This window comes from Dietzia sp. PP-33 (assembly GCF_033790845.1).
Classification (GTDB): Bacteria; Actinomycetota; Actinomycetes; order Mycobacteriales; family Mycobacteriaceae; genus Dietzia.
This window is the reverse complement of sequence record NZ_JAMYEI010000001.1, coordinates 176995-202172: the sequence shown is the minus strand read 5'-3', so window position 1 is coordinate 202172 and position 25178 is coordinate 176995. Positions and strand designations below refer to the sequence as shown.

The following is a 25178-nucleotide window of genomic DNA, read 5'->3' as shown; positions in this document are numbered from 1 at the left end:
GTGTCGGGAAATCGGTCTGTCGGCGTGCGGGCGCCGCCCGCTCAGCGCACCGAGGCCGAGGTGTAGATCACCCGGTCGTGGTTCGCGAGGGCATCGGCGTACACACCGTCGGTGTCCATCCGGCGCAACTCCTCCGCGAGGCAGTCCGCCACGGTCCGCTTCACCAGAGCCACCCGGGTGGGTGACTGGCCGGTGATGCGCAGCTCCGCGGAGGTCGCGCTCAACTGCTCGATCACGATCGAACCGGAGGCCCGCTCCAGGACCACCATCCGCGGCCCCACCGCGCGGTGGACGTCTATCCCGAGACGGGACGCGAGCCACCCTCCCGCGAGGTCGACGGACGCCGCCCGCTCCGGGCCGCACACCGTGGCCCCCGTGATCGTCTCGTACGGGGGCCTGTCCAGAGTCGCGGCGAGCAGGGACCGCCAGTGCGTGACCCGGGCCCAGGCGAGGTCGGTGTCGCCCGGGGAGTATCCGGCCGCACGCTTTGCCAGCGCATCGGTGGGGTGGCCCTCGGCGTCCGAGTCGACGATCCGACGTCGCGCGAGTCGCCCGACCCTGTCCTCGGACAACAGCGTCGGCGAATGTCTGGGCCACCACACGGCGAGGGGTGTGTCGGGCAGGAGCAGCGGGGTCACCAACGAGGCGGACTGCGACGCCATCGCCCCCGAGGTGCGCAGGACGACGACCTCAGCGGCCCCCGCGTCGCCACCGACACGGATCTGGCCGTCGAGCCGGTCCGCCCTGGCCCGGTTGCCCCGGATCACGACGATCACCCGGCAGGGGTGCTCGCGGCTGGCCTCGTTGGCCGCCTCGATCGCCGTCTCGCTGCCCCGGACGTGGTCGGTCAGGACGATGAGGGTGAGGACCCGGCCGATGGTGCTCAGCCCCGCGTCCTCGCGGATCTGCACGAGCTTCTTGGCCAGCTCGCGGGTCGAGGTGTCGGGCAGGTCGATGATCACGGTCGCCTCCATGCACGGCCACTGCGGGCCAGGATCTCGTCGGCGCCACGCGGGCCCCAGGTTCCGGCCTGGTACTGCTCGGGGGTTCCGCCGGCAGCCCAGTCACGGAGAACCGGATCGAGGAGCATCCAACTCAACTCCACCTCGCGCGAGACGGGGAAGAGTGACGGCTCGCCGAGCAGGACGTCGAGGATGAGTCGCTCGTACGCCTCGGGGGAGGACTCGGTGAACGCCTCACCGTAGGCGAAGTCCATGTTGACGTCACGGACCTCCATCGCGGTCCCCGGGACCTTCGATCCGAACCTCAGCGTCACGCCCTCGTCAGGCTGGACCCGGATCACCAGGGCGTTCTGCCCCAGCTCCTGGGTCATCGTGGCGTCGAACGGCAGGTGTGGGGCCCGGTGGAAGACCACGGCGATCTCGGTGACCCGGCGGCCGAGCCGCTTCCCGGTGCGGAGGTAGAACGGGACGCCGGCCCAGCGACGGTTGTGCACCTCCAGCGTGATCGCGGCGTAGGTCTCCGTGGTGGAGGAGGGGTCGTAGCCCTCCTCGTCCTTGAGCCCCACCACCTGCTCGGACCCCTGCCAGCCGCCGGAGTACTGGCCTCGGGCAGCGGTCTCGGAGATCGGGAGAGCGAGCGAGGTGGACTCGAAGACCTTGGTCTTCTCCGCCCGCAGCGCCGAGGCCGAGAAGTCCGTGGGTTCCTCCATCGCCACGAGCGCCATCAGCTGGATGAGGTGGTTCTGGATCACATCGCGTGCCGCGCCGATGCCGTCGTAGTACCCGGCGCGACCCCCGAGACCGATGTCCTCGGCCATGGTGATCTGCACGTGGTCGACGTGGTTGGCGTTCCACACCGGTTCGAAGAGCTGGTTGGCGAAGCGCAGGGCGAGGATGTTCTGGACGGTCTCCTTGCCGAGGTAGTGGTCGATGCGGAACACCGAGTCCTCGGGGAAGACGGCCCCCACGACCGCGTTGAGCTCACGTGCGCTCGCCAGGTCGTGCCCGAAGGGCTTCTCGATGACCACGCGACGCCACGAACCGTGGTCGGCCCGGGAGTACCCGGTGCGGTCGAGGTGTCGGCAGACCGTGGGGAAGTCGTCCGGCGGGATCGAGAGGTAGAACGCATAGTTCCCGGCGGTACCCCTCTCGGACTCGAGAGCGGTCAGCTGCTCCGCCAGTCGGTCGAACCCCTCGTCGTCGTCGAAGGTCCCCGTGACGAACCTCAGGCCCGCCGCCAGTTGCTCCCACACGTCCTCCCGGAAAGGGGTTCGACACCGTTCCCGGGCGTGTTCACGCGCGAACTCGGCGAACTCCGCGTGGGTCCACTTGCGACGACCGAACCCGACGAGGGAGAAACCCGGGGGAAGCAAACCCCGGTTCGCCAGGTCGTAGACGGCCGGGATCAACTTCTTCTTGGACAGGTCCCCGGTCACGCCGAAGATGACGAGTCCGGATGGTCCGGCGATCCGGGGGAGTCGGCGGTCCCGCGGGTCGCGCAGCGGGTTGGCCGACCCGTCCCGGCCGTCGACGGGGTCGCCTGCGGCCGGGTCGAGCCCGCTGTCCGGTCCTGTCACGACCCCGACGGGATCTCGTCGATCCTCGACCTCACGGTGGCGAGCAAGTCGTCCCACGCGCTCACGAACTTCTGCACGCCCTGCTGCTCGAGCAGCGTGAAGACCTCGTCGAGGTCGATCCCCTCGGCACGGAGCGCCTCGAGGGTGGCCCGCGAGGCCTCGCCGGTACCCCGGACGGTGTCACCCTCGAGCACACCGTGGTCGGCGAACGCCTCCATGGTCGCGAACGGCATCGTGTTGACCGTGCCGTGGGTGACCAGTCCGCTCACGTACATGGTGTCGGGGTAGGCGGGGTCCTTCACACCCGTCGACGCCCAGAGGAGGCGCTGGGGCCGCGCGCCCCGGTCGGCCAGGGCCCCGAAGGGTCCGGAGGTGTCGTACACCTCGTCGTAGACGTCCTGACACAGCCTCGCGCCCGCCAGCCCCGCCTGCCCCCGCAGCTCGGAGTCCGCGGGGAGTCGGGAGTCGATCTCGGAGTCGAGCCGGGAGACGAAGACCGACGCGACCGAGTGGATCCGCGACAGGTCATGGCCGGCCTCCGCCGCCTTCTCCAGCCCGGCCAGGTACGCCTGCGCGACGCCGCGGTACTGCTCGGCGGAGAAGATGAGGGTCACGTTGACGTCGATCCCGCGCCCGATCACCTCCGTGATGGCCGGCAGACCCGCGGCGGTCGCCGGGATCTTGATCATGAGGTTGGGCCGGTCCACGACGGCGGCGAGGTCGACGGCCTGGGCCACCGTCCCCTGGGTGTCGTCCGCCAGACGGGGGTCGACCTCGAGGGAGACCCGCCCGTCGACGCCGTCGGTGGCCTCGTGGACACCCGCCAGGACGTCACATGCGTCCCGGACGTCCGCGGTGGTGAGGGCGCGTACCACCGAGTCGACGTCGCGGTCGGCGCGCGCTGCCTCGGCGAGCGCCGTCTCGTACGCGTGTGAGTCGCCCAGAGCCGACTGGAAGATGGCCGGGTTGGTGGTCACCCCCACGACGGAATAGGTGGACATCCGCTTCTCGAGCTCACCCGAGGTCAGCAGCTGCCGGGACAGGTCGTCGAGCCAGACCGAGACGCCGGCGGCGCTCAGTGCGGCGAGATTGGCGTTGGTCATCATGCCTCCCCGTTGACGGCCGCGAGGGACTCGCGGGCCGCGGCGACTACGGCGTCGCTGGTGATTCCGAATTCGGTGTACAAGGTCTCGTACGGGGCCGAGGCGCCGAAGTGCTCCAACGACACCGCCCGTCCCGCGTCGCCGAGGAACCGGTGCCACGGCATCGCGATCCCCGCCTCGACACTCACGCGGGCACGGACCGACCGGGGGAGCACCGACTCGCGGTACTCCGCGTCCTGCTGGTCGAAGAACTCCACACACGGTACCGAGACCACCCGGGTCGGCACGCCCTCGGACTCGAGGACCTCACGTGCGGCGACCGCCAGCTGGACCTCGGAGCCGGTTCCCATCAGGATCACGTCGGGGCTGCCGGACGACGCCTCGGCGAGCACGTAGGCCCCGCGCTCGACGCCCTCGCGTGCGAGCTCGGCCGAGCCCTCGAGGACGGGGACGTTCTGGCGGGTCAGGCACAGCCCCTTGGGGCCGTCGAGAGCGACGAGCATCGCGCGCCACGCCGCCGCGGTCTCGTTGGCGTCCGCCGGCCGCAGGACGGCCAGGCCCGGGATCGCGCGGAGTGCGGCGAGCTGCTCGACCGGCTGATGGGTGGGGCCGTCCTCGCCGAGGCCGATCGAGTCGTGCGTCCACACGTAGTACGCGTTGCTGCCCTGCACGGCGGCGAGCCGCACGGCCGGGCGCATGTACTCGCTGAAGATGAGGAAGGTCCCGCCGTAGGGCCGGGTCGGGCCGTGGAGGGCGATGCCGTTGAGGATCGCGCCCATGGCGTGCTCACGGACACCGAAGTGCAGGTTGCGGCCATACGTGGACGCCGTCCACGTCCCGGTGGAGATCGACGCCGGGCCGAAGGAGTCCGCGCCCTCGATCTGGGTGTTGTTGGAGCCCGCGAGGTCCGCCGATCCACCCCAGAGTTCCGGGAGGGTCTCGGCCAGGGCCTGGATGGCCGCCGCGGATGCCTTGCGGGTGGCGACGCCCTTGGCATCGGCCTCCCAGGTGGGCAGAGCGGAATCCCAGCCGTCCGGCAACTGTCCGGCGTAGAGGCGGTCGAACAGCTTCTTGGCCCCGGGGTTGGCCTCGGCCCACGCGTGGAACATGTCGCTCCACTGCGCGTGGACACGGGCACCGCGGTCACGGGCGGCCCGGGTGTGGGAGAGCACCTCGTCGTCGACGGTGAACGGCTCCGTGCCGCCCATCCCGAGCGCCTCCTTGACCGCGTCGACCTCCTCCTGTCCGAGTGCCGACCCGTGCGAGGCCCCCGTGTTCATCTTGGTGGGGGCCGGGTACGCGATGACCGTGCGGAGGACGATGATCGAGGGCTTGTCCGTCACCGCGCGGGCGTCGGCGATCGCCTCCTCGATGGCGGCGATGTCCTCACCCCCGTCGACAGTCTGGACGTGCCAGCCGTACGCCTCGTAGCGCGCGGCGACGTCCTCGGTGAAGGCGATCTGCGTGTCGTCCTCGATCGAGATCTTGTTGTCGTCATAAACCGCGATGAGGTTCCCGAGCTGCTGCGTGCCGGCGAGCGACGAGGCCTCGGCGGTGACCCCCTCCTGCAGGTCGCCGTCAGAGGCGACCACGTAGATGAAGTGGTCGAACGGGCTCTTGCCGGCGGGCGCCTCCGGGTCGAACAGCCCCCGCTCGTACCGGGCCGCCATGGCCATCCCCACGGCGGAGGCCAGTCCCTGGCCCAGCGGACCGGTGGTGATCTCCACCCCGTCGGTGTGGTTCCACTCGGGGTGTCCCGGGGTCTTGGAACCCCAGGTCCGCAGCGCTTTGAGGTCATCGAGCTCCAGGCCGAAGCCGGCGAGGTAGAGCTGGACGTACTGGGTCAGAGAGGTGTGGCCGCAGGAGAGGACGAAACGGTCCCGGCCGACCCACTTCGGGTCCGACGGGTCGTGACGCATGATGCGCTGGTAGAGCGTGTAGGCCAGCGGTGCGAGGCTCATGGCCGTGCCCGGGTGGCCGCTGCCGCACTTCTGTACGGCTTCGGCGGCCAGGACACGCGCGGTGTCGACCGCCCGGGTGTCCAGGTCGGTCCAGTCGGACGGGTGGCGGGCGGTGGTGAGCTCGGTGATCTCCGACGCGCTGGTCACTTGTGGTTCTCCCGGGTCGAGGGTGCGGCGCGGATCCGCGCGTATGTCGTGGACCACCTTAGTGGTCACCGACGCTCGGGGTCGGGCGGTCCCCGCCCCCGCTCTTTCGCGGAGCGTGCAGGGGGGACGTAGTATCGGCCGGGTAGTGCGTTGACATCTGCTGCGAGGAGTTCCGGTGCACGAATCCACCCCGACCCGGAGTGGGGGGCCGTCCGTCTCCCCTCCAGAGTCCTCGGGGCGGCCGGCTCCGGCGAGCGGGCGCGCCCGTGTTGTCGACGTCGTCATGTCGTACATCGCGCTGACCAAGCCGCGCGTCATCGAGCTGCTCCTGGTCGCCGCCATCCCCGCCATGCTGCAGGCCGACCGCGGGCAGGTCCACCTGGGTCTGGTCCTGTTGACGTTGGTCGGCGGTTGGCTCGGCGCCGCGAGCGCCAACACGCTCAACATGGTCGTCGACGCCGATATCGACAAGGTGATGAAGCGGACCGAACGGCGCCCGCTCGCCCGTCATGCCGTGACCACCCGGGCCGCCCTGATCTTCGGTCTGGTGCTCGGCGCGGCCAGCATGCTGTGGCTCGGTCTCCTCGCACAGAGCTGGCTCGCCGCCTTCTTCATCCTGTTGACGATCTGCTTCTACGTGTTCGTCTACACGATGGTCCTCAAGCGTCGCACCGCCCAGAACGTGGTGTGGGGCGGTGCTGCGGGCTGCATGCCCGTACTCGTGTCCTGGGCGGTGATCACCGACCACCTCCCGGAAGGGCAGTCGCAGAACTGGTGGCAGGCGATCGTCCTGTTCCTCATCATCTTCTTCTGGACTCCTCCGCACACCTGGGCGCTGGCGATGCGGTACAAGGAGGACTACAAGGCCGCCGGCGTGCCGATGCTGCCGGTGGTCATGTCCCCGGAGGGTGTCACCCGGCGCATCACCATCTACACGTGGGCGACCGTCCTGTGCACCTTCGTGCTCCTGCCGGCCGCGGGGTGGATCTACGCCGCCGGCGCGATCGGTTTCGGCGTCTGGTTCATCGTGATGGCCCACCGACTCGAGGCCGGGGTCCGTCGGGGCGTCGAGGTCAAGCCGCTCAAGTTGTTCATCCTGTCGAACAACTACCTCGCCGCGGTGTTCGTCGCCCTGTCGATCGACGCCGTGCTCGGTCTCGAGACGCTCTCGGAGATGTTCTCGCTCTTCTGAGCCGTCACCCGGAGGGGTCGAGGATGACCGATCCCGTGGTGCGCCGGGACTGGAGTTCGCGATGTGCACCGGCCGCGTCGGAGAGTCCGAAGGTCGATCCCACCTCGAGTGACAGTGAGCCGTCGACCAGCCCCTCCATCACCTCCGCTGCACGTTCGCGGTACTCCTCGGTCGTGGCGATGAAGTCGGCGAGCTTAGGCCGTGTCAGGAACACCGAACCCGCCGCGTTGAGCCGTTGCGGGTCCACCGGAGGAACGGGGCCGCTCGCGGCACCGAACAGCACGAGGGTCCCGCGCGGGCACAGCGAAGCCAGACTCGTGTCGAAGGTGTCGCGTCCGACCCCGTCGAACACCACGGTGACCCCGCCCTCGGACAACTCGCGGACCCTCTCGGGTGTGGCCTCCGGGTAGAGCAGCACATGGTGGGCGCCGAGGTCTCTGCAGCGCTGCGCCTTGGACTCCGTCGAGGTGGTGGTGACGACCCGGTAACCCCGGGCCACCGCCATCTGGATGAGGAGTTGCCCCACCCCGCCCGCACCCGCGGTGATCAGGACGGTGTCCCCGCCGCTGGCGCGATGGGTGTCGGTGATCAGGTAGTGGGCGGTCAACCCCTGGAGCAGCATCGACGCGGCCACCTCATCGGAGAGCCCGTCCGGGACGGCGACGAGCGACTCGGCCGGAGCGGCCACGTACTGCGCGTACGAGCCCGGCGTCTGACACCAGGCCACCCGGTCACCGGCCACCAGGTCCGGGGTGCCCTCACCCACCGATTCGATGACGCCGGCCCCCTCGCTGCCGGGGATGAACGGCAGGTCGCTCGGGTAGGTGCCCTCACGGAGGTACGTGTCGATGTAGTTGACGCCGATCGCGGTGGTCCGCACGAGAACCTCCCCGGGCCCCGGCGACGGGATGTCGACTTCGACCGGGACGAGGACGTCCGGGCCTCCGTGCTCAGAGATCTGTACTGCGCGCATGCGGTCCAGTATCCGGGACGTCGCGCTCTCCCGCAGCCCCGGCTTCGCGAGGTTGGTGACGGCACCCCGGGAGCGGCGGACGGCGGGGAGGGCCGGAGGCGATAAGGTACCCCCATGAGCCTGCAGATCCTTTCCCAGTACGCCGGGGGACCGCGAGTCCGGGCGACCGGCCGGCCCGCCGTCACCACCAGCGGATCCGACGCGGCGTCGACGCCCGACCAGGCGAGCCCCGTCGTCGACACCGCGACGGGTGGGGACGACTCCGCTGCACCGGCACCGTCGCCGGAGTCTGCGCCGGGGACCACGCCGGAGACCGACCCGACGCCCGCAAGCCCGGAGACCGCAAGCCCGGATACCGCCGCCCCGGTGGCCCCCGGGACATCCGCGGGCGGGATCAGCCTGGGTCGACGCGGCCCCAAGGCTCCCGGTGGCGGCGCGTCTACTCTGCACGGGTCGCGAATCACGGAGGTGGAGGGTGGGGCGCCACCCGCCGCGTCGGCCGGAACCAGCCCGGCCGGGGCGGCCCGGCCCGAGCCCGATCAGGCCGGCACACCGGAGCCGGAGGTCGCAGAGTCCGACGCGTCCGAGCCCGAGCCTCACGAACCCGAGCCCGCGCCCGCCGACGCCGGAACACCGCCGACTCCCGCCAGGGGCGGCCTCACCCTGGGCGGCGGCGGGGGAGCCAAGGCGCCCGGCGGCGGTTCCGTCGGAAAGCTGGTGCTGGGCGGCGGCGCAGGTGCCGCCGCAGCGGCCGGCGCGGCGAAGGCGTCCGGATCCGGGGCGGACGCGGAGAAGAGCGCGCCCGCAGCGGCGACGACCACGGACGCGCCGGCCGCTGATCAGCCGGCCGCCGGCCGGTCGACCGAGGTCGAGGTCGACGACGCGGGAGAGAAGGAACCGGCTGAGAAGAAGCCCGCCGACAAGAAGACCGGCGGGCTCACCCTCGGTGGCGGCGCGACCGCCAAGACCCCCGGTGGCGGCAAGACGGGCGGCCTGACGTTGGGTGGGGGTTCCAAGGCCAAGGCCCCCGGTGGCGGCTCCGGAGCACTGACCCTGGGCGGAGGTGCGGCGGGAGCCGGCGCGTCCGCCCCGGCGTCGGGGTCGAAGTCGTCGGAGTCTGAGAAGCCTCCGGCGGTCGACGATCACGCAGCCACTCGGGAGACCGCGCCCGCCGCCGCCAAGCCCGCCGACGCACCCGCAGCGGCGCAACCGGCCGCCACGCCTCCGGGGGACGACTCGGACGAGACCGTCACCGCCGAGAAGTCGGGCGAGAAGCCGGTGGAGAAGGCGAAGTCCGAGAAGGTGGAGGCGACTCCGGTCCCGGCGGGTCCGACCCCGCCCGCGGGTGCCGTGAAGTTCGTCAAGACGTTCCTGGCCCGCCACGGAGGTGCGGCGGACGTGGTCCTGCAGCCCACCGGCCGCATCGGAGTCCGACTGACGTTCGTCGGGTCCGACGGCGTCATGGGCGACTACATGGTGGCCAGCCTGTCCGAGGCCGAGGCCGTGCGGGACTCGGTCCCCGGACTCACCGCCTCGGACTGGACCCGGGAGCTGGTCTCCAGGACCGACGTCCCGGCAGGGCACTGGAAGCGCATGGCGGGTTCCGGCTCGTTAGTCTGAGCCTCCTGCACCACCGGAGCGGCCCCGCCAGCGGCGGGGCCGCTCCGGTCTGTGGGGGCGCTACGGCTCGTTACCGGCGCGGCCGCCGTGCGGGGACCGCCCGATCCCGGATGACCGCGGCGGCCCAGAGAGACCCCGTCACGGCGGTGATGGTTCCGGCCAGGGTCACGTGCAGCACCACGAGCAGCTCGGGCACCCCCAGCTGGTACTGGGTGATCCCCACGACAGCCTGCGCCGCGATCAACCCGATCAGGATCAGACTGCGCCGGACGGCCGGTCCCTGCGCCCGCAGGGCGATCAGTCCGAACGCGAGGCCGATGAGCAGGCAGACGTACCCGACCATCAACTCGGCGTGGAAGTGGACCAGCCACTGGATGGGCATCTGGAGGCGGTCGGCGGCCCCGATACGCGCGTCGCCGGCGTGGGGGCCGGCGCCGGTGACCATGGTCCCGGTCACCAGCACTCCTGCCAGGAGGACCGCCGAGAGGATGATGAGCCAGGAGAGGGGCTCGGGGAGCACCCGCTTGGCGGGGGAGTCGTCGTCCTCGCCGATCCGTACGAACAGTACGGCTGCGAGCCAGGCGAGGATCATGGACGGGAGCAGATGGAGCGCGACGGTCCACCACACGAGGCCGGCCAGAACCGTGATGCCACCGATCACCGCCTGCGCCAGGATCCCCGCGGGCATGGCCAGGGCCAGCCAGATGAGCCCGCGGCGACGCCCTGCACGCAGTAGTGCCAGGAGCAGCGCGGCGGCCACGGCGACCAGTACGAAGGTGAGCAATCGGTTGCCGAACTCGATAGCCTGGTGCATCGCGGGTCCGGCACCGGCGACCGGGGTGAAGCTGTCCTGGTTGCACCTCGGCCAGGTCTCGCACCCCAACCCGGAAGCGGTCACGCGGACGGTGACCCCGGTCGTCATGATGCCGATCTGGGCGATGACGTTGGCCAGTGCCAGGCCCTTCTGCAACCTGATCGAGGGCATCGGCAGACGCGACAGTGGTCCCGCGGAACCGCGGGGGTCGCTCGCGGCCGGGGTTCCGGGGTTCGGGGCGTGCGAAGTCGAGGTCACGCGCCCGATTCTAGGCGGGGGCGTGGACGGCTCCGCGTTCAGGTGAAGGAGAAGTACCGCACCGCGAGTCCACCGCAGACCGCGGTCCACCCGACCAGTACGAGCGCCGCGGCCGCGGGGACGCCACCGTCGATGGCGGTGACCAGTGCGCTGGTCAGGGCGTAGGAGGGGACGACGACGAGGAGGTCGTGCAGCCAGTCGGGCAGGGCCGCCACCCCGATCGCCAGACCGGCGGCCCCGATGAGGACGAACCAGATGAGGTTGGCCAGGGCCAGGACGATCTCGGCGCGCAGGGTCCCCCCGAGCAGGAGCCCCATGGAGGAGAACGCGATCGACCCCAACGCGATCATCAGCGCGCCGACCACCAACCCGGCCGGGTCCGGGCGCCAACCGAGAGCGGCTGCGATGGCGCTTAGCAGCACCGCCTGGCCCGCCACCAGGACGAGTGTCGCCAGGACCTTTCCGGTGATGATCACGGCAGGTGGAAGCGGGGTTCCGCCGAGTCTCTTGAGCGCACCGTAGCGCCGGTCGAACCCGACGGCGATGGCCTGGCCGGTGAACGCGGTGCCCATGACCGACAGCGTGAGCACCGCGGTGATCGCGTAGTCGATCCGCGGCTGGGGGACGGCACCGAACTCGATCGCGGTGAGGGCGAACAGGACGGCCACGGGGATCACCAGGGCCACCAGCAACTGCTCGCCGTTCCGCAGGAACAGGGTCAGTTCCATCCGGGTCTGCGACACGGTCATCCGCGCGAGCGACGCCGGCGCCGAGGGCCGGGCGAACGTGCCCGGCGCGAAGCGGTTGGTCCCGGTCCGTTGTTCGGTCATCGCAGTTCCCGTCCGGTCAGATCGAGGAAGACCTCTTCGAGGCTCCTGGTCCGGGTGGCCAGGGAGGTGAGCTGGACGTCGGCCCGCTCGAGGGCGGCGCACAGCGCGGTCATGAGTTCGGGCGAGACCGGTCCGTGGACCTCCAGGACCCCGGCTGCGGACCCCGTCGTCACGGTGTGGTCCGCTCCGACCGCGTCCGACAGGAGGGTCGGGGAGGCCTCGCCGTCGACGACCAGGGTCACGCCCTCTGAGGTACCCGCCCGCGCCAGTTCGGCCGGGGTTCCGGCCGCGACCCGGCGCCCGTGGTCGATGATCACGACCTCGTCGGCCAGTGCGGCGGCCTCGTCCATGAGGTGGGTGGTCAGGAGGACGGCGGTACCGTCGCGACGCAGCGCCCGGACCAGATCCCACACCGCCCGGCGCGACTGGGCGTCGAGGCCGGCGGTGGGCTCGTCGAGGAACACCAGCTCGGGACGACCGATCACCGCGATGGCGAGGGAGAGCCGTTGCTGCTGGCCGCCGGACAGCCGCCGGTAGGGGGTACGGACGTGGTCACTCAGGCCGAGCTCGGCGAGCAGCCAGTCCGGGTCGAGGGGGTCGGCGTAGTAGGACGCGACCAGCCCGACCATCTCTCCGACCCGCGCGGCGGGGTAGGCGCCACCGCCCTGCAGCATCATGCCGACGCGACTGCGGACCCGCTGTCGGTCGGAGACCGGATCCAGTCCCAGTACCCGCAGTGATCCCCCGTCCGGACGGAGGAAGCCCTCACAGATCTCGACGGTGGTGGTCTTGCCCGCACCGTTGGGACCCAGAAGCGCCATCACCTCCCCGCGGTCGAGCCTGAGGTCCAGACCCGCCACGGCGGTGGTGCCGCCGAACCTCTTGACGAGTCCCTCGACGTGCAGCGCGGGGGAGTCGGTGCGTGAGGTCACCCGAGCATTCTAGGCCGCGCCTCCCGCCGGAAGCGCAACAGCCCCGGCCAGCGGAACAGCGCGATCAGCAGGATCCCCACGGTCACGGCGGTGGCCACCCACGCCTGCACCGTGACGAAGGGTGGCAGGCCCGCGCCCGGGGGGAGGGTGAAGCACGCGAGGACCGCGCTGACGGCCACCACGGGGAGCCGGAACTCCATCCGCGAGGCCCACACGGCGAGCGGGATCAGGGCCCACAGCACGTACCAGGGTTGGACGACGGGGAAACACAGGACGATCGCGGCCATCGACACCCCGAGTCCGCCCACCGGGTCGATCCGGCCGGACTGGACCGCGAACAGCATCCTCACGGTGAACGCGCCGGCGATCAGCAGCGCGGCGGTCTGGACCATCACGAGGATCTGCGCGGTGTGGTCGCCCAGGCCCAGATACTGTCCGATCCCACCCACCACCACGCCCAGCGCGGTGGGCGGCGAGAGCCAGCTACGGAGCGACGTGGCCGCCCCGAGTTTGGTGATCCACCCGAGCCCCGACGAGGTCGCGAGCATGGCCAGGCCGGTGGTCGCGCCGCTGATCGTCACCATGACCAGCGCCGCCCGGGAGGTGGCGAGGAACCCGCCGCCCCAGCGGCGGGCCAGCGCCATCCCGACGAAGCCCAGTGCGACGACGGTGGGGAGTTTGACCAGAGCCGAGGCGGTGACGAGGACGGTGCCCACCACGAAGAGCAGGATTGTTCGTCTGCCGGAATCGAGGGAGTCGACGGCACGCAGCGCCAGTACCAATCCCACCGCCAACAGGCCCATCATGAGGGACTCGGAGTGGATGCCGGAGACCAGATGGAACAACACGAGCGGATTGGCCACCGCGAGCCAGAGTGCGGCGACGTCCGACACCCCGCAGTACTCGGCCAGGCGCGGGACGGCCCAGCCCAGCATGAGGATCCCGAGGATGGCGACCACCCGGTGGAGGATCGTGCCGACCACCACGTCGTCCCCTGTCAGGGCGTGGATGACCTTCTGGACACCCAGGAACAGCGGTCCGTACTGGTTCGGGGTGTCGCGCCAGATGTCCGGGACGTTGACCGTCAGGGCGTGCGCCGAGCCCAGGGCCGAGACCGGCCCGAGCTCGTATGGGTCGTCGAGAGTGTTTCCGATGGCGCCCTGGGCGAGATAGCTGTAGACGTCCTTGCTGAACATGGGCGGGGCGAGGGCGAGCGGGAGCGCCCACGAGGCGATGATGCGGTCGAGCGTGGCACGGTCGATGCGGCCACTCAGCCGTCCCCGGCGATCCTGTCCCAGGACATACGGGGCCAACAGGAGCCAGCACAGCGTCACCACGACCATCCCGGTCATGACCACGGTCATCGACGACTGCTGCAGCCGGAGCCAGAGGCCGAGAAGACGCTCGCCGGCTACGGGGTTCTGGAGGACCGGCAGGGCCCCCGCCCCGAGTGCGCCGATCGCCATCGCGACAGCGGCGGTGGTGCCGATCCGGCGGATCCGGCGGAGTCGGGCCAGCTCGGCGGACGCCGGGGCCCCGGTGAAGCGTTCCTCGGTGTGGAGCCGGGCGGTGACCGACCCCGCTCCGCCTCCCGGGGGCTGTCGTGGCACTGACCTCAGCCTTCCTCCGCCGCGGGTGTCGAAGATCACGTTTCGCGATGCTCTTCCGGACTCGCCCGGGGGTGGGGAATATTTCCGTCACGGAAGTGTTGCGTAATATCAGGTGGTGCGTCCCTCAGGGGCGCACCGAGCATAGCCGGAAGGGAGTGGCACATGAGCGTGCAGCACGTGATCGACAGCAGCACGCGGCCAGACACCCGCTCAGCCGTGCGCGAGCTCCTCCTGGAGCGCGGAGCGTTGACCGCCGCCGATATCGGGCGGGAGCTGGGACTGACCGCGGCCGGTGTCCGACGACATCTGGACCACCTGGTCGAGACCGGTGAGGTCGAGGCGATCCGTACCCGCCCCGTGGGAACCCGCGGCCGGCCGGCCAAGGCGTTCCAGGTCACGGCGGCGGGCCGCAGTTCGGCCCAACACGGTTACGACCATCTCGCGGTGGAGGCCCTGTCGGCCCTGCGTAGCGTCGGCGGCGCCGCCGCGGTCGCGGAGTTCGCGCGCCAACGTGTCCGGTCGATGATCGGGCACGTCCGGCCCGCCGAGGGCCCGGACGACGTCGAGCGCGCGGCGACCGAGATCGCCACCGCGTTGTCCGGGTCGGGTTATGCCGCCTCGATCGAAGAGGCCGGAACGGGTCTGCAGATATGCCAGCACCACTGTCCGGTCTGGAACGTCGCCTCCCGGTTCCCCGAACTCTGCGAGGCCGAGCAGGAGGTGGTGTCCGAGATAGTGGGCACCCACGTCCAGCGTCTTGCCACCATCGCCGGCGGGAACTGCGCCTGCACCACGAACATCCCCACGGGGACGGTGACCGCCGGAGACCTGGCGGCCACCATCCCCGCAGCGGCCGGCGCAGACGCGTCGGTTCCGACCCCCGAAAGGACTGTGCGATGACCATCACCCCAGATCAGGTGACGGCCGACGTCACTGTGCACGAGCCGACCACCGATGAGGAGCGGATCGCCTCCCTCGGTCAGTACAACTACGGTTGGCACGATTCCGACTCCGCCGGTGCGACCGCACAGCGTGGCCTCTCCGAGGCCGTGGTGCGTGACATCTCCGACAAGAAGAGCGAGTCCGAGTGGATGCTCGCCAAGCGCCTCAAGGCACTGTCGACGTTCTACAAGAAGCCGATGCCGGGGTGGGGCTCGGACCTGTCGGGGATCGACTTCGACAACATCAAGTACTTCGTGCGGTCCACGGAGAAGCAGGCCACCTCGTGGGAGGACCTGCCCGAGGAGATCAAGAACACCTACGACAAGCTCGGCATCCCCGAGGCGGAGAAGCAGCGCCTGGTCGCCGGCGTGGCCGCGCAGTACGAGTCCGAGGTGGTCTACCACCAGATCCGCGAGGACCTGGAGAGCCAGGGTGTCATCTTCATGGACACCGACACCGCGCTCAAGGAGCACCCCGAGTACTTCGAGGAGTACTTCGGTTCCGTGATCCCCGCCGGTGACAACAAGTTCTCCGCGCTCAACACCGCCGTGTGGTCGGGCGGCTCGTTCATCTACGTCCCGCCGGGCGTCCAGGTGGACATCCCGCTGCAGGCCTACTTCCGCATCAACACGGAGAACATGGGGCAGTTCGAGCGCACGCTCATCATCGTCGACGAGGGTGCCTACGTGCACTACGTCGAGGGCTGCACGGCGCCGATCTACAAGTCGGACTCGCTGCACTCGGCCGTCGTCGAGATCGTCGTCAAGAAGGGTGGTCGCTGCCGCTACACGACCATCCAGAACTGGTCCAACAACGTCTACAACCTCGTCACCAAGCGCGCCCGGGCCGAGGAGGGCGCCACCATGGAGTGGATCGACGGCAACATCGGTTCCAAGGTGACGATGAAGTACCCGGCCGTCTGGCTGACGGGTGAGCACGCCAAGGGCGAGGTGCTCTCGGTGGCGTTCGCCGGCGAGGGCCAGCACCAGGACACCGGTTCCAAGATGCTGCACCTGGCGCCCAACACGTCCTCGAACATCGTCTCCAAGTCGGTGGCGCGAGGTGGCGGGCGCTCGGCGTACCGCGGGCTCATCCAGATCAATGCCGGCGCCAAGGGCTCCAAGTCCAACGTCGAGTGCGACGCACTGCTCGTCGACAACATCAGCCGGTCCGACACCTACCCCTACATCGACATCCGCGAGAACGATGTGACGCTGGGGCACGAGGCCACCGTCTCCAAGGTGAGCCAGGACCAGCTGTTCTACCTCATGAGCCGAGGCCTGGCCGAGGACGAGGCGATGGCGATGATCGTGCGCGGATTCGTCGAGCCGATCGCCAAGGAGCTCCCCATGGAGTACGCCCTCGAGCTCAACCGCCTGATCGAACTCCAGATGGAAGGGTCGGTGGGCTGACCACCATGACAGACACCACTGCACCCACCACCCGGACCGGACCCACGCCGGTGACGGACCGCTACGGGGTCCCGGTCACCGCGACCAAGGGCGACCAGTTCTCCTCCTTCGACGTGAACGCGTTCGAGGTCCCGAGCCACAAGGACGAGATCTGGCGCTTCACCCCGCTCAAGCGGCTGCGTGGGATCCATGACGGTTCCAACGTCACGGCTACCGGCAGCCTGCTCATCTCCGTCGCCGAGCGCGAGGGACTCACCGTCGAGACCGTCCCCACCACGGACCGGCGCATCGGCGAGGCCGGCGCACCCCGTGACCGCGTCGCCGCCCAGGCCTTCAGCTCCGTCGAGCAGGCAACGGTGCTGACCGTGGCCAAGGAGACCGTCCTCGACGAGCCCGTGTACGTGACGGTCGACGGACCGGGGGAGGGCGAGTTGGCCTACGGCCACGCCCAGATCCGCCTGGAGCCGTTCGCCAACGCCACGTTCGTCGTGGACCAGCGCGGCGGGGGGACGATCGCCGAGAACGTCGAGTTCGTCGTCGGCGACTCCGCACACCTCGAGGTGGTCCTCATCCAGGACTGGGATGACGACGCCCTGCACCTGGCCAATCACCACCTGCAGGTCGGTCGCGACGCGACCATGACCTACACCGCCGTGACCTTCGGTGGCGAGCTCGTGCGGATCGCACCGCTGGCGACGTTCACGGCTCCGGGCGGCACGGTGAACATCAACGGCCTGTACTACGCGGACGACGGCCAACATCTCGAACACCGGTTGCTGGTCGACCACTCAGTGCCCCACTGCACGTCGCGCGTGCTCTACAAGGGCGCTCTCCAGGGCGATGCCAAGTCGAACCTGCCCGACGCGCACACCGTGTGGATCGGCGAGGTCCTCATCCGCGCCGCGGCTGAGGGCACCGACACCTACGAGATGAACCGCAACCTCGTCCTCACCGACGGGGCGCGCGCCGACTCCGTGCCCAACCTCGAGATCGAGACCGGCGAGATCGCCGGCGCGGGGCACGCCAGCGCCGTGGGACGCTTCGACGAGGAGCACCTGTTCTACCTCATGTCCCGGGGTATCTCCGAGGACGTGGCCCGGCGCCTCGTGGTCCGTGGGTTCTTCGGTGAGGTGATCAACCGCATCGGCGTGCCCGAGGTCCGTGAGCGGATCGCCGAGGCCGTCGAGCTCGAGTTGCAGTCCTCCGGCATCTGACCGCGGCCCGTACCGAGAGACCATCCCCGAAGACTTCGACCAGATTGCGAGCACACCAATGACCATTCTCGAGATCAAGGGCCTGACAGCCCGCGTCGCCGCGACCGCCGACTCGGCCGAGACCGTCGACATCCTCAAGGGCGTCGACCTGACCATCGAGTCGGGCCAGACCCACGCCATCATGGGCCCGAACGGCTCCGGCAAGTCCACCCTCGCCTACGTCATCGCCGGCCATCCCAAGTACGAGGTCACCGGCGGCACCGTCACCCTCGACGGCGAGGACGTCCTGTCGATGGAGGTCGACGAGCGCGCCCGGGCCGGCCTCTTCCTGGCCATGCAGTACCCGACCGAGATCCCGGGAGTCTCGACCGCCAACTTCCTTCGCACCGCGGCGACGGCCGTGCGGGGCGAGGCACCCAAGCTGCGGCACTGGGTCAAGGAGGTCAAGGAGGCCATGTCCGACCTCGAGTTCGACCCCGCCTTCTCCGAGCGCAGCGTCAACGAGGGCTTCTCCGGTGGCGAGAAGAAGCGCCACGAGATCCTCCAGCTGGACCTGCTCAAGCCCAAGATCGCCGTGCTCGACGAGACCGACTCCGGTCTCGACGTGGACGCGCTGCGCGTGGTGTCCGACGGTGTCAACCGTTACCGGAGCGAGGAGAACGGCGGCATCCTCCTCATCACGCACTACACCCGCATCCTGCGGTACATCTCGCCCGACCGCGTCCATGTCTTCGTGGACGGCCGCGTCGCCGCCTCCGGTGGAGCGGAGCTGGCGGACGAGCTCGAAGCCGAGGGCTACGAGAAGTACCTGACGCCCGCGAACGCCTGAACAGACAGCTGGGAGAACATGACCTCGACCCTCGACCTCACGGCCCTCCGCTCGGATTTCCCGATCCTGCAGCGGACGGTCCGCGACGCCAAGCCCTTGGTCTACCTCGACTCCGGGGCCACCTCACAGCGACCGACTCCCGTACTGGACGCGGAGCGGGACTTCCTGCTGCACTCCAACGCGGCGGTCCACCGGGGTGCGCACCAGCTCGCCGAGGAGGCCACGGACGCCTACGAGGACGCCCGCGCGACCATCGCCGGGTTCGTCGGGGCCGGGGTGGACGAACTCGTCTTCACCAAGAACGCCACGGAAGCGCTCAACCTCGTCGCGTTCGCGCTTGGGGACGATCGGTTCGGTGACTACGCCGTCGGCCCCGGTGACGAGGTCGTGATCAGCGAACTCGAGCACCACGCCAACCTGGTGCCCTGGCAGGAGCTGTGCCGCCGGACGGGCGCCACCCTGCGGTGGTACGGGGTGACCGACGACGGCCGGATTGACCTCGACTCGCTCCAGTTGACCGACGCGGTCAAGGTCGTCGCGCTGACCCATCAGTCCAATGTGACCGGGGCGGTGACGGACGTGGCGCGGGTCGTCGAGTCCGCCAAGGCCGTCGGCGCGCTGGTCGTGTTGGACGCCTGCCAGTCCGTCCCGCACATGGCCGTGGACTTCCACGAGCTGGGGGTCGACTTCGCCGCGTTCTCCGGGCACAAGATGCTCGGGCCCACCGGCATCGGCGTGCTCTACGGTCGGCGTGCTCTCCTGCGCGCCATGCCCCCCGTGCTCACCGGCGGCTCGATGATCGCCACCGTGACGATGGAGAAGACCACCTACGCGGATCCCCCGCAGCGGTTCGAGGCCGGGGTGCCGATGGTGTCCCAGGCCGTGGGACTGGCGGCCGCCGTCCGCTATCTCGAAGCCGTGGGCATGGAGAGGATCGCCCGGCACGAGGAGTCGCTGACAGTGGCGGCTCTCGAGGCGCTCGGGAACATGCCCGGTGTCCGGATCGTCGGGCCCACCGACATGGTGGCCCGGGGTGGTGCCGTGTCGTTCGTCGTCAACGGCGTCCATGCTCACGACGTCTCCCAGGTCCTCGACGACGACGGGGTGGCGGTGCGGGTCGGCCACCACTGCGCCTGGCCCCTGCACCGCCGGCTCGGTGTCCAGTCCACGATCCGAGCCTCGTTCGCGCTCTACAACACCATCGACGAGGTCGACACGCTGGTGCGGTCCGTGCGTCACGCACAGGAGTTCTTCGGAGTAGGAGGTGGACGTTCGTGAAGCTCGAGCAGATGTACCAGGAGGTCATCCTCGACCACTACCGGCGCCCGCAGCACAGCGGACTCCGGGAGCCCTTCGGGGCCGAGGTGCACCACGTCAACCCGACCTGTGGCGATGAACTGACGTTGCGGCTGCAACTCTCCGACGACCTCGGCACCGTGCAGGACATCTCCTACGACGCCCAGGGCTGTTCCATCAGCCAGGCCTCCACGTCGATGATGGCCGAGCTGATCGTCGGCCGTCCCGTGACCGACGCGCTGGAGGTCTATGAGGCCTTCCACGCGATGATCTCGTCGCGCGGGCAGAACGAGGGTGACGAAGAGGTCCTCGACGACGCGGTTGCCCTGTCCGGGGTGTCCCGCTACCCGGCTCGCGTCAAGTGCGCACTGCTGGGCTGGATGGCCTTCAGGGACGCCCTCGGCCAACAATCCGAACAACACCAGGAGTGATGTGACATGACCGAGCAGATGACCCCTGCCAACGACCCTGCCGTCGACGACCCCACCGCCGCGGCGGAGAACGAGACCCCGGCGGGCACCGTCTACAACGGCGAGTTCCGTCCCGACCCCAACCGACCCGAGCAGTCGGAGCAGGACCTGTCCCTGGTCGCCGACCTCGAGGAGGCCATGCGCGACGTGGTCGATCCCGAGCTGGGGATCAACGTGGTCGACCTCGGGTTGGTCTACGACATCTGGGTCCGCCCGGGCGAAACCGAGGGATCCACCATCGCGCGGGTCGATATGACTCTCACCTCGGCCGCGTGCCCGCTGACCGACGTGATCGAGGACCAGGCCCGTAGTGCGACGATCGGTGCAGACCTGGTCAACGACCTCGAGCTCAACTGGGTCTGGATGCCTCCGTGGGGCCCGCAGATGATCACCGACGACGGCCGGGAACAACTCCGCGCAATCGGCTTCACCGTGTGACCGATGGACCCGGCCGGGGCTCGCCCCCCGCCCGGGTCCCTCTCTCGTTCATCGACAGTTTACGCTGATCACATGGCCCCATCCGCAGACGATCTGCCCCCGGGTCGGCCTCCCGGAACGCCGGTGAAGGCGAGGCCGAGGCCGGAACGCGTCTCTCGCACCCAGCCATGTGGCTGCTACTCCCGTCGATCCTGTTGGCCCCGCTGTCGGCGCTGCTGTACGTCATGGTCCGTGTCACGGAGAGCTACGAGCTCTACCACGGCTGGAACCTCCTGTGGACGGCCTTCGACGTCGGTGCCGAGGGCAACGCCGCGGTGTGGTTCGCCTCCGCCCTCTGGCTCCTCGTCGCCGCGCTGCTGATCCGGTTGGTGCTCGCCCTCCGCACCCGGGTGACGATCGGGCTGATCGGATCCGGTGCCACGTTCCTCTTCGGCGCCCTGGTGTTGGAGTCGGTCACGGGGATCGTGGAGCGCGACCAGGGGAGGTCCGACCTCTACATGGCCCTCCAGTACGTGGAGGAGACCTTCAAGCTTGTCGGCGCAGCCTGGGCAGTTGTCGCGCTGGCCTCGATCTTCCTGCTCTTCCGCTGTCCGGGTGGGGTCACCCTGACCTTCGACGGGTACCGGCCGACGGTGCCCGGGACGGGGGCCGGCCGCTCCCCGTCCGCCTAGTCCGAGCTCACGAGCACGGCGGGACGCGGGTGCCGCCGCAGGACCGCGGCGACCATTCCCACCTTGTCGCGGAGCGGCATCGTCACCCACATGTCCCACATCGCCCGGGCTACCTGATACGAGGGGCTCGCACCGTCGAGGAACCATCGTTGCCGGCGGCCGTCGAGCCGGCCGAAGGCGCTGAACAACTGCCGAAGCGTCCGCTCGTCCGCTCGCAGCAGGACCCGCAGCCCCGTCCTGTGCAGCGCGGTGCTCGCGGGGGACCGGGGGGCCGGGATCGGGAATCCGGAACCGATCGCGTGGACCGCGCCCGGTACGCCCGCGAGCATCGCCGCCACCGAGAACCCCGTCGCCGCGTGCCCGTGCCCACCGGCGGTACCGAACGCCTCGATACGCGGATCGCCCGCCGCGCCGGGTCGCGGCAGCAGCGGGATCCGCACCCGCTCGACCGCGAGCGGGGCGTCGACGACCGACCGCGCGACTCCACGGCTCAGCAGTCTCGACCGCAGACGCGCCTCGAGACGCGCCGGCGACGGGGCGGGCAGGCCCGCCAGACACGTCTCCTCGAGCAGGACCCGGTCGGAGCCCAGAGGGATCGCGTACAGGAAGCTGGGGCCCAGCTCGTCGTCGTCGTGGTCATCCCGCCAGTCCATGAACAGCGCCGCCTCGCCGCCGAGGGCGGGGGCGGCGTCGACCGCGTCCACGACTATCCCGTAGGCCGTCTGCAGTGGTCCCGGGGCGCCGGGGCCGCCGGCGCCGCGACAGTCCACCACCCGGTGAGCGCGATCGGTGAGGGCGATCAGTCCGGCGTCGTCCACCGTGGTGGTCTCGACCGTCACGCCGGCCCGGAGCGGGAGGGCCTCGCGGAGCGCGGCGTTGTCGAAAACCGAATACGCCCGCTCCAGTACGGCCCGGTCGGGGGAGTAGTGCGCGGCCGCGTCCACCGAGTGCGCCACCACGTCGACCCCGCAGGCGTCCTCCGTGAGCCACCGCGGTAGTTGATCGGTCCACAGTGACAGCGTCTGGCGCCACGGCGCGTCGGGGCGCGGGTCGATCGCGAGCACGCTCAGACCCGCCGCGGCGCAGCGGGAGGCGAGCGCGCGGCCGGCCGGCCCCAGACCGACGACCGCGACGTCGTACAGACCGTCCCCCGTACCATCCATGAGGATCGACAGTACCGCCGACGAGAGGGCATCGAAGTGCCGGGAGCGTTCTATCAGCAGGTCGACGAGGGCCGGTTCGAATCCTCGCCGCTCACCGCCGGCCCCTGGTCGCCCGACTCCCAGCACGCCGGACCACCGAGTGCGCTGCTGGCCCGCGCCATGGAACGGTTCGAGCGGGCGCCCGGGGTCCGGTTGTCGCGGGTCTCGGTGGACGTCCTGGGCCCGGTGCCCGTCGCGACGCTCGACATCGAGGTGCGCACCGTCCGGCCGGGGCGCAGCGTGGAACTGCTCGAGGCCACCGCCTCGGTGAGCGGCCGGCCCGCCCTCGTGGCCAGGGGATGGCGGATGCGGTCGACTCCGGAGGACTTCCCCGCGCACGGCGACCACTCCGGCCCCGCCGTGCCGGACACCCCTCGCGAGCGGGGCGCGATGATGTCCTTCGCGCACGGCGAGGGGTACCTGTCCGTGGTGGACTTCTCCTTCGACTCCGGCGGCGGGGACGAGTTGGGACCGGCCAAGGCGTGGGGGCGGAGTCGGATCGACCTGATCGACGGCGAGTCGATGACCGGATGGCAGCACACGGTGCTGGTGGCCGACTCGGCGAGCGGGATCTCCCTGGCCACCGACCCCCTGACCCGTCCCGCGATCAACTGCGATCTGGTGGTGTCGCTGCACCGGGAGCCCGAGCCGGGCTGGGTGCATCTGGACTCCGAGACTGTCGGCGGCCCCGGCCACGGCGTGCTGACCGACACCCTGCTCTCCGACGACAGGGGGAGGATCGGACGCAGCGTACAGAACCTGTACGGCCGCAGTCTGGCCTGAGGGCAGAGCACGCACCTCACACACCCGCCCGGCGGGGTGACGCGGCGCCCGGCGGAGACCCACGTCACCGGACTCGTCCCCGGCATCACGCCGCAGGTAGAGTGGCTGGTCGGCCCGATTCAACCCGAGGACAGACGAGGTACCCGCGCACGTGATCACCATCGACGACCTGGAGGTGCGCGCCGGCGTGCGCACCCTGCTCCACATGGACGGGTCCTCGTTGCGGGTCCAGCCCGGTGACCGGATCGGCCTGGTCGGCCGGAACGGTGCGGGTAAGACGACGACGATGAGGATTCTCGCCGGCGAGGGTGAGCCGTACGCGGGCAAGGTCACGACCACCAGCGACGTGGGCTATCTGCCGCAGGATCCCCGCGAGGGCAACATGGATCAGCTCGCTCGCAGCCGCGTCCTGTCGGCTCGCGGGCTGGACGTTCTCATGGTCGAGATGACCGAGGCGCAGGAGCAGATGGTCGAGGCCCCTGACGACGAGGCGATGGACAAGGCCGTGCGGCGGTACGGGCGGCTCGAGGACCAGTTCTCCGCCCGGGGCGGGTACGAGGCCGAGAGCGAAGCCGCCCGGATCTGCAACAGCCTGGGTCTCGAGGACCGGATCCTCACCCAGAACCTGGGCACGCTCTCGGGTGGTCAGCGCCGCCGGGTGGAGCTGGCCCGGATCCTCTTCGCCGCCTCCGACGGCGCCGGCAAGTCCCAGACCATGCTGCTGCTGGACGAGCCCACCAACCACCTCGACGCCGACTCCATCACGTGGCTGCGCCAGTTCCTGGAGAAGCACGAGGGCGGCCTGATCATCATCTCCCACGATGTGGAGCTGCTCGAGGCCGTGGTCAACCGGGTGTGGTTCCTCGACGCCGTGCGCGGGGAGATCGACGCCTACAACATGGGGTGGCAGAAGTACCTCGATGCCCGCGCGACCGACGAGGCCCGGCGTCGCCGCGAGCGCGCGAACGCGGAGAAGAAGGCCTCGGCGCTCAAGACGCAGGCCGCGAAGCTCGGTGCCAAGGCGACCAAGGCCGCCTCCGCCAAGCAGATGATCCGCCGCGCCGAGACGATGATGAACGAGCTCGACGACGTGCGCGTGTCCGACAAGGTGGCGCACATCAAGTTCCCCACGCCCGCGCCGTGTGGCAAGACCCCGATGTTCGCCAAGGGTCTGACCAAGATGTACGGCTCGCTCGAGGTGTTCGCCGGGGTGGACCTGGCGATCGACAAGGGCAGCCGGGTGGTGGTGCTCGGGTACAACGGTGCCGGCAAGACCACCCTGCTCAAGCTGCTCGCCGGGGTCGAGCGCACCGACGGTGAGGGCGGGGTCGTCTCCGGACACGGGCTGAAGGTGGGGTACTTCGCGCAGGAGCACGACACCCTGGACATGGAGACCAGCGTGTGGGAGAACATCCGCCACGCCGCACCGGATGCCGGGGAGCAGGACCTGCGCGGCCTCCTGGGTGCGTTCATGTTCACCGGTCCCCAGCTGGAGCAGCCCGCGGGCACCCTGTCCGGCGGTGAGCGCACCCGCCTGGCGTTGGCCGGGTTAGTGTCCTCGGCCGCGAACGTGCTTTTGCTCGACGAGCCCACCAACAACCTCGACCCGATCTCCCGCGAGCAGGTCCTGGACGCCCTGCGCAGCTACGAAGGCGCGGTCGTCCTGGTCACCCACGACCCCGGCGCGGTCGAGGCGCTCGAGCCCGAGCGGGTCATCATCCTGCCCGACGGCACCGAGGACCTGTGGAGCCAGGAATACATGGAGATCGTCGAACTCGCGTAACCGAGCGCAGCGAGGGCACGCGGACGTTCGCGCAAGGGAGCCGTCGAACTCGCGTAACCGAGCGCAGCGAGGGCGTCCCATTCTCCTGACACGGACCCTCGCAATCCGATGGCGTCAGGTCTACGGTGAAAGTGTCGTCGGTGTACGACAATCCCCGGG

General features: G+C 70.1%; 22 protein-coding genes. 12 read left to right on the top strand and 10 right to left on the bottom strand.

All coding sequences use genetic code 11. The annotated features are described in order from the left end of the window. Window positions 1-41: 41 nt before the first annotated feature. The 4 genes from NJE57_RS01000 to tkt are packed head-to-tail and all read right to left on the bottom strand — an operon-like array spanning window position 42 to window position 5750. Window positions 42-974, bottom strand: coding sequence for a glucose-6-phosphate dehydrogenase assembly protein OpcA (locus NJE57_RS01000; protein ID WP_319026508.1), 933 nt, complete (start codon window positions 972-974; stop codon window positions 42-44). After that, window positions 959-2539, bottom strand: coding sequence for a glucose-6-phosphate dehydrogenase (zwf, locus tag NJE57_RS00995; protein ID WP_413464335.1), 1581 nt, complete (start codon window positions 2537-2539; stop codon window positions 959-961). Before zwf ends, NJE57_RS01000 begins: the two co-directional genes overlap by 16 nt. Continuing rightward, window positions 2536-3645: a transaldolase gene (gene tal, locus NJE57_RS00990; RefSeq protein WP_413464334.1), complete on the bottom strand. Its 1110-nt coding sequence runs from the start codon at window positions 3643-3645 to the stop codon at window positions 2536-2538. Before tal ends, zwf begins: the two co-directional genes overlap by 4 nt. Then, window positions 3642-5750 carry a transketolase gene (tkt, locus tag NJE57_RS00985; RefSeq protein WP_319026507.1) on the bottom strand — a complete coding sequence of 703 codons (2109 nt, stop codon included), beginning with the start codon at window positions 5748-5750 and terminating at the stop codon, window positions 3642-3644. The genes tal and tkt overlap by 4 nt, the downstream gene beginning before the upstream one ends. 160 nt (window positions 5751-5910) lie before the next feature. Here tkt and NJE57_RS00980 point away from each other — a divergent pair, with 160 nt between their 5' ends. Then, window positions 5911-6942, top strand: a complete 1032-nt coding sequence (locus NJE57_RS00980; protein ID WP_413464347.1) for a heme o synthase — start codon at window positions 5911-5913, stop codon at window positions 6940-6942. Between the two features lie 4 nt (window positions 6943-6946). On the opposite strand, the gene NJE57_RS00975 is transcribed toward NJE57_RS00980, so the two are convergent. After that, window positions 6947-7915: a quinone oxidoreductase gene (locus tag NJE57_RS00975; protein WP_319026505.1), complete on the bottom strand. Its 969-nt coding sequence runs from the start codon at window positions 7913-7915 to the stop codon at window positions 6947-6949. 114 nt (window positions 7916-8029) lie between these two features. On the opposite strand from NJE57_RS00975, the gene NJE57_RS00970 reads away from it, so the two are divergent. Next, complete coding sequence (locus NJE57_RS00970) at window positions 8030-9535, top strand: hypothetical protein (protein ID WP_319026504.1); 1506 nt, start codon at window positions 8030-8032, stop codon at window positions 9533-9535. Window positions 9536-9605: 70 nt separating this feature from the next. On the opposite strand, the gene NJE57_RS00965 is transcribed toward NJE57_RS00970, so the two are convergent. From NJE57_RS00965 to mptB, 4 genes are read right to left on the bottom strand one after another with little or no spacing between them, the layout of a single operon-like run. After that, window positions 9606-10607, bottom strand: coding sequence for a COX15/CtaA family protein (locus NJE57_RS00965; protein ID WP_319026503.1), 1002 nt, complete (start codon window positions 10605-10607; stop codon window positions 9606-9608). A gap of 38 nt (window positions 10608-10645) precedes the next feature. After that, window positions 10646-11437 carry an ABC transporter permease gene (locus tag NJE57_RS00960; RefSeq protein WP_319026502.1) on the bottom strand — a complete coding sequence of 264 codons (792 nt, stop codon included), beginning with the start codon at window positions 11435-11437 and terminating at the stop codon, window positions 10646-10648. Beyond that, complete coding sequence (locus tag NJE57_RS00955; protein WP_319026501.1) at window positions 11434-12369, bottom strand: ABC transporter ATP-binding protein; 936 nt, start codon at window positions 12367-12369, stop codon at window positions 11434-11436. The genes NJE57_RS00960 and NJE57_RS00955 overlap by 4 nt, the downstream gene beginning before the upstream one ends. Further along, window positions 12366-13979, bottom strand: coding sequence for a polyprenol phosphomannose-dependent alpha 1,6 mannosyltransferase MptB (gene mptB / locus NJE57_RS00950; RefSeq protein WP_319026500.1), 1614 nt, complete (start codon window positions 13977-13979; stop codon window positions 12366-12368). The genes NJE57_RS00955 and mptB overlap by 4 nt, the downstream gene beginning before the upstream one ends. A gap of 162 nt (window positions 13980-14141) precedes the next feature. On the opposite strand from mptB, the gene NJE57_RS00945 reads away from it, so the two are divergent. The 8 genes from NJE57_RS00945 (at window position 14142) to NJE57_RS00910 (ending at window position 21251) form a co-directional block, all read left to right on the top strand. After that, entirely contained in the window at window positions 14142-14879 is a 738-nt protein-coding gene (locus NJE57_RS00945) for a metalloregulator ArsR/SmtB family transcription factor (RefSeq protein WP_319026499.1), read from the top strand. Further along, a complete protein-coding gene (sufB, locus tag NJE57_RS00940; protein WP_319026498.1) occupies window positions 14876-16333 on the top strand; it encodes a Fe-S cluster assembly protein SufB in 1458 nt (485 codons plus the stop codon). The genes NJE57_RS00945 and sufB overlap by 4 nt, the downstream gene beginning before the upstream one ends. A gap of 5 nt (window positions 16334-16338) precedes the next feature. Continuing rightward, the gene (gene sufD / locus NJE57_RS00935; RefSeq protein WP_319026497.1) at window positions 16339-17547 is read left to right on the top strand and encodes a Fe-S cluster assembly protein SufD; all 1209 of its coding nucleotides are present in this window, start codon (window positions 16339-16341) and stop codon (window positions 17545-17547) included. Window positions 17548-17605: 58 nt separating this feature from the next. Further along, window positions 17606-18376, top strand: coding sequence for a Fe-S cluster assembly ATPase SufC (gene sufC, locus NJE57_RS00930; protein ID WP_319026496.1), 771 nt, complete (start codon window positions 17606-17608; stop codon window positions 18374-18376). A gap of 18 nt (window positions 18377-18394) precedes the next feature. After that, window positions 18395-19654, top strand: a complete 1260-nt coding sequence (locus NJE57_RS00925) for a cysteine desulfurase (RefSeq protein ID WP_319026495.1) — start codon at window positions 18395-18397, stop codon at window positions 19652-19654. Next, window positions 19651-20103 (top strand): Fe-S cluster assembly sulfur transfer protein SufU, encoded by a 453-nt coding sequence (gene sufU / locus NJE57_RS00920; protein WP_319026494.1) that lies wholly within the window; start codon window positions 19651-19653, stop codon window positions 20101-20103. Before NJE57_RS00925 ends, sufU begins: the two co-directional genes overlap by 4 nt. 6 nt (window positions 20104-20109) lie before the next feature. Beyond that, entirely contained in the window at window positions 20110-20580 is a 471-nt protein-coding gene (locus NJE57_RS00915) for a metal-sulfur cluster assembly factor (protein ID WP_319026493.1), read from the top strand. A 167-nt stretch (window positions 20581-20747) separates the two neighbouring features. Then, window positions 20748-21251 (top strand): hypothetical protein, encoded by a 504-nt coding sequence (locus tag NJE57_RS00910; protein ID WP_319026492.1) that lies wholly within the window; start codon window positions 20748-20750, stop codon window positions 21249-21251. Here NJE57_RS00910 and NJE57_RS00905 read toward each other — a convergent pair. Then, a complete protein-coding gene (locus NJE57_RS00905; protein ID WP_319026491.1) occupies window positions 21248-22414 on the bottom strand; it encodes a lycopene cyclase family protein in 1167 nt (388 codons plus the stop codon). The two genes, NJE57_RS00910 and NJE57_RS00905, sit on opposite strands and share 4 nt — an antisense overlap. Before the next feature lie 36 nt (window positions 22415-22450). Here NJE57_RS00905 and NJE57_RS00900 point away from each other — a divergent pair, with 36 nt between their 5' ends. Next, a complete protein-coding gene (locus NJE57_RS00900; RefSeq protein ID WP_319026490.1) occupies window positions 22451-23236 on the top strand; it encodes a thioesterase family protein in 786 nt (261 codons plus the stop codon). A 151-nt stretch (window positions 23237-23387) separates the two neighbouring features. Beyond that, a complete protein-coding gene (locus NJE57_RS00895) occupies window positions 23388-25019 on the top strand; it encodes an ABC-F family ATP-binding cassette domain-containing protein (RefSeq protein WP_319026489.1) in 1632 nt (543 codons plus the stop codon). Window positions 25020-25178: the final 159 nt, after the last annotated feature.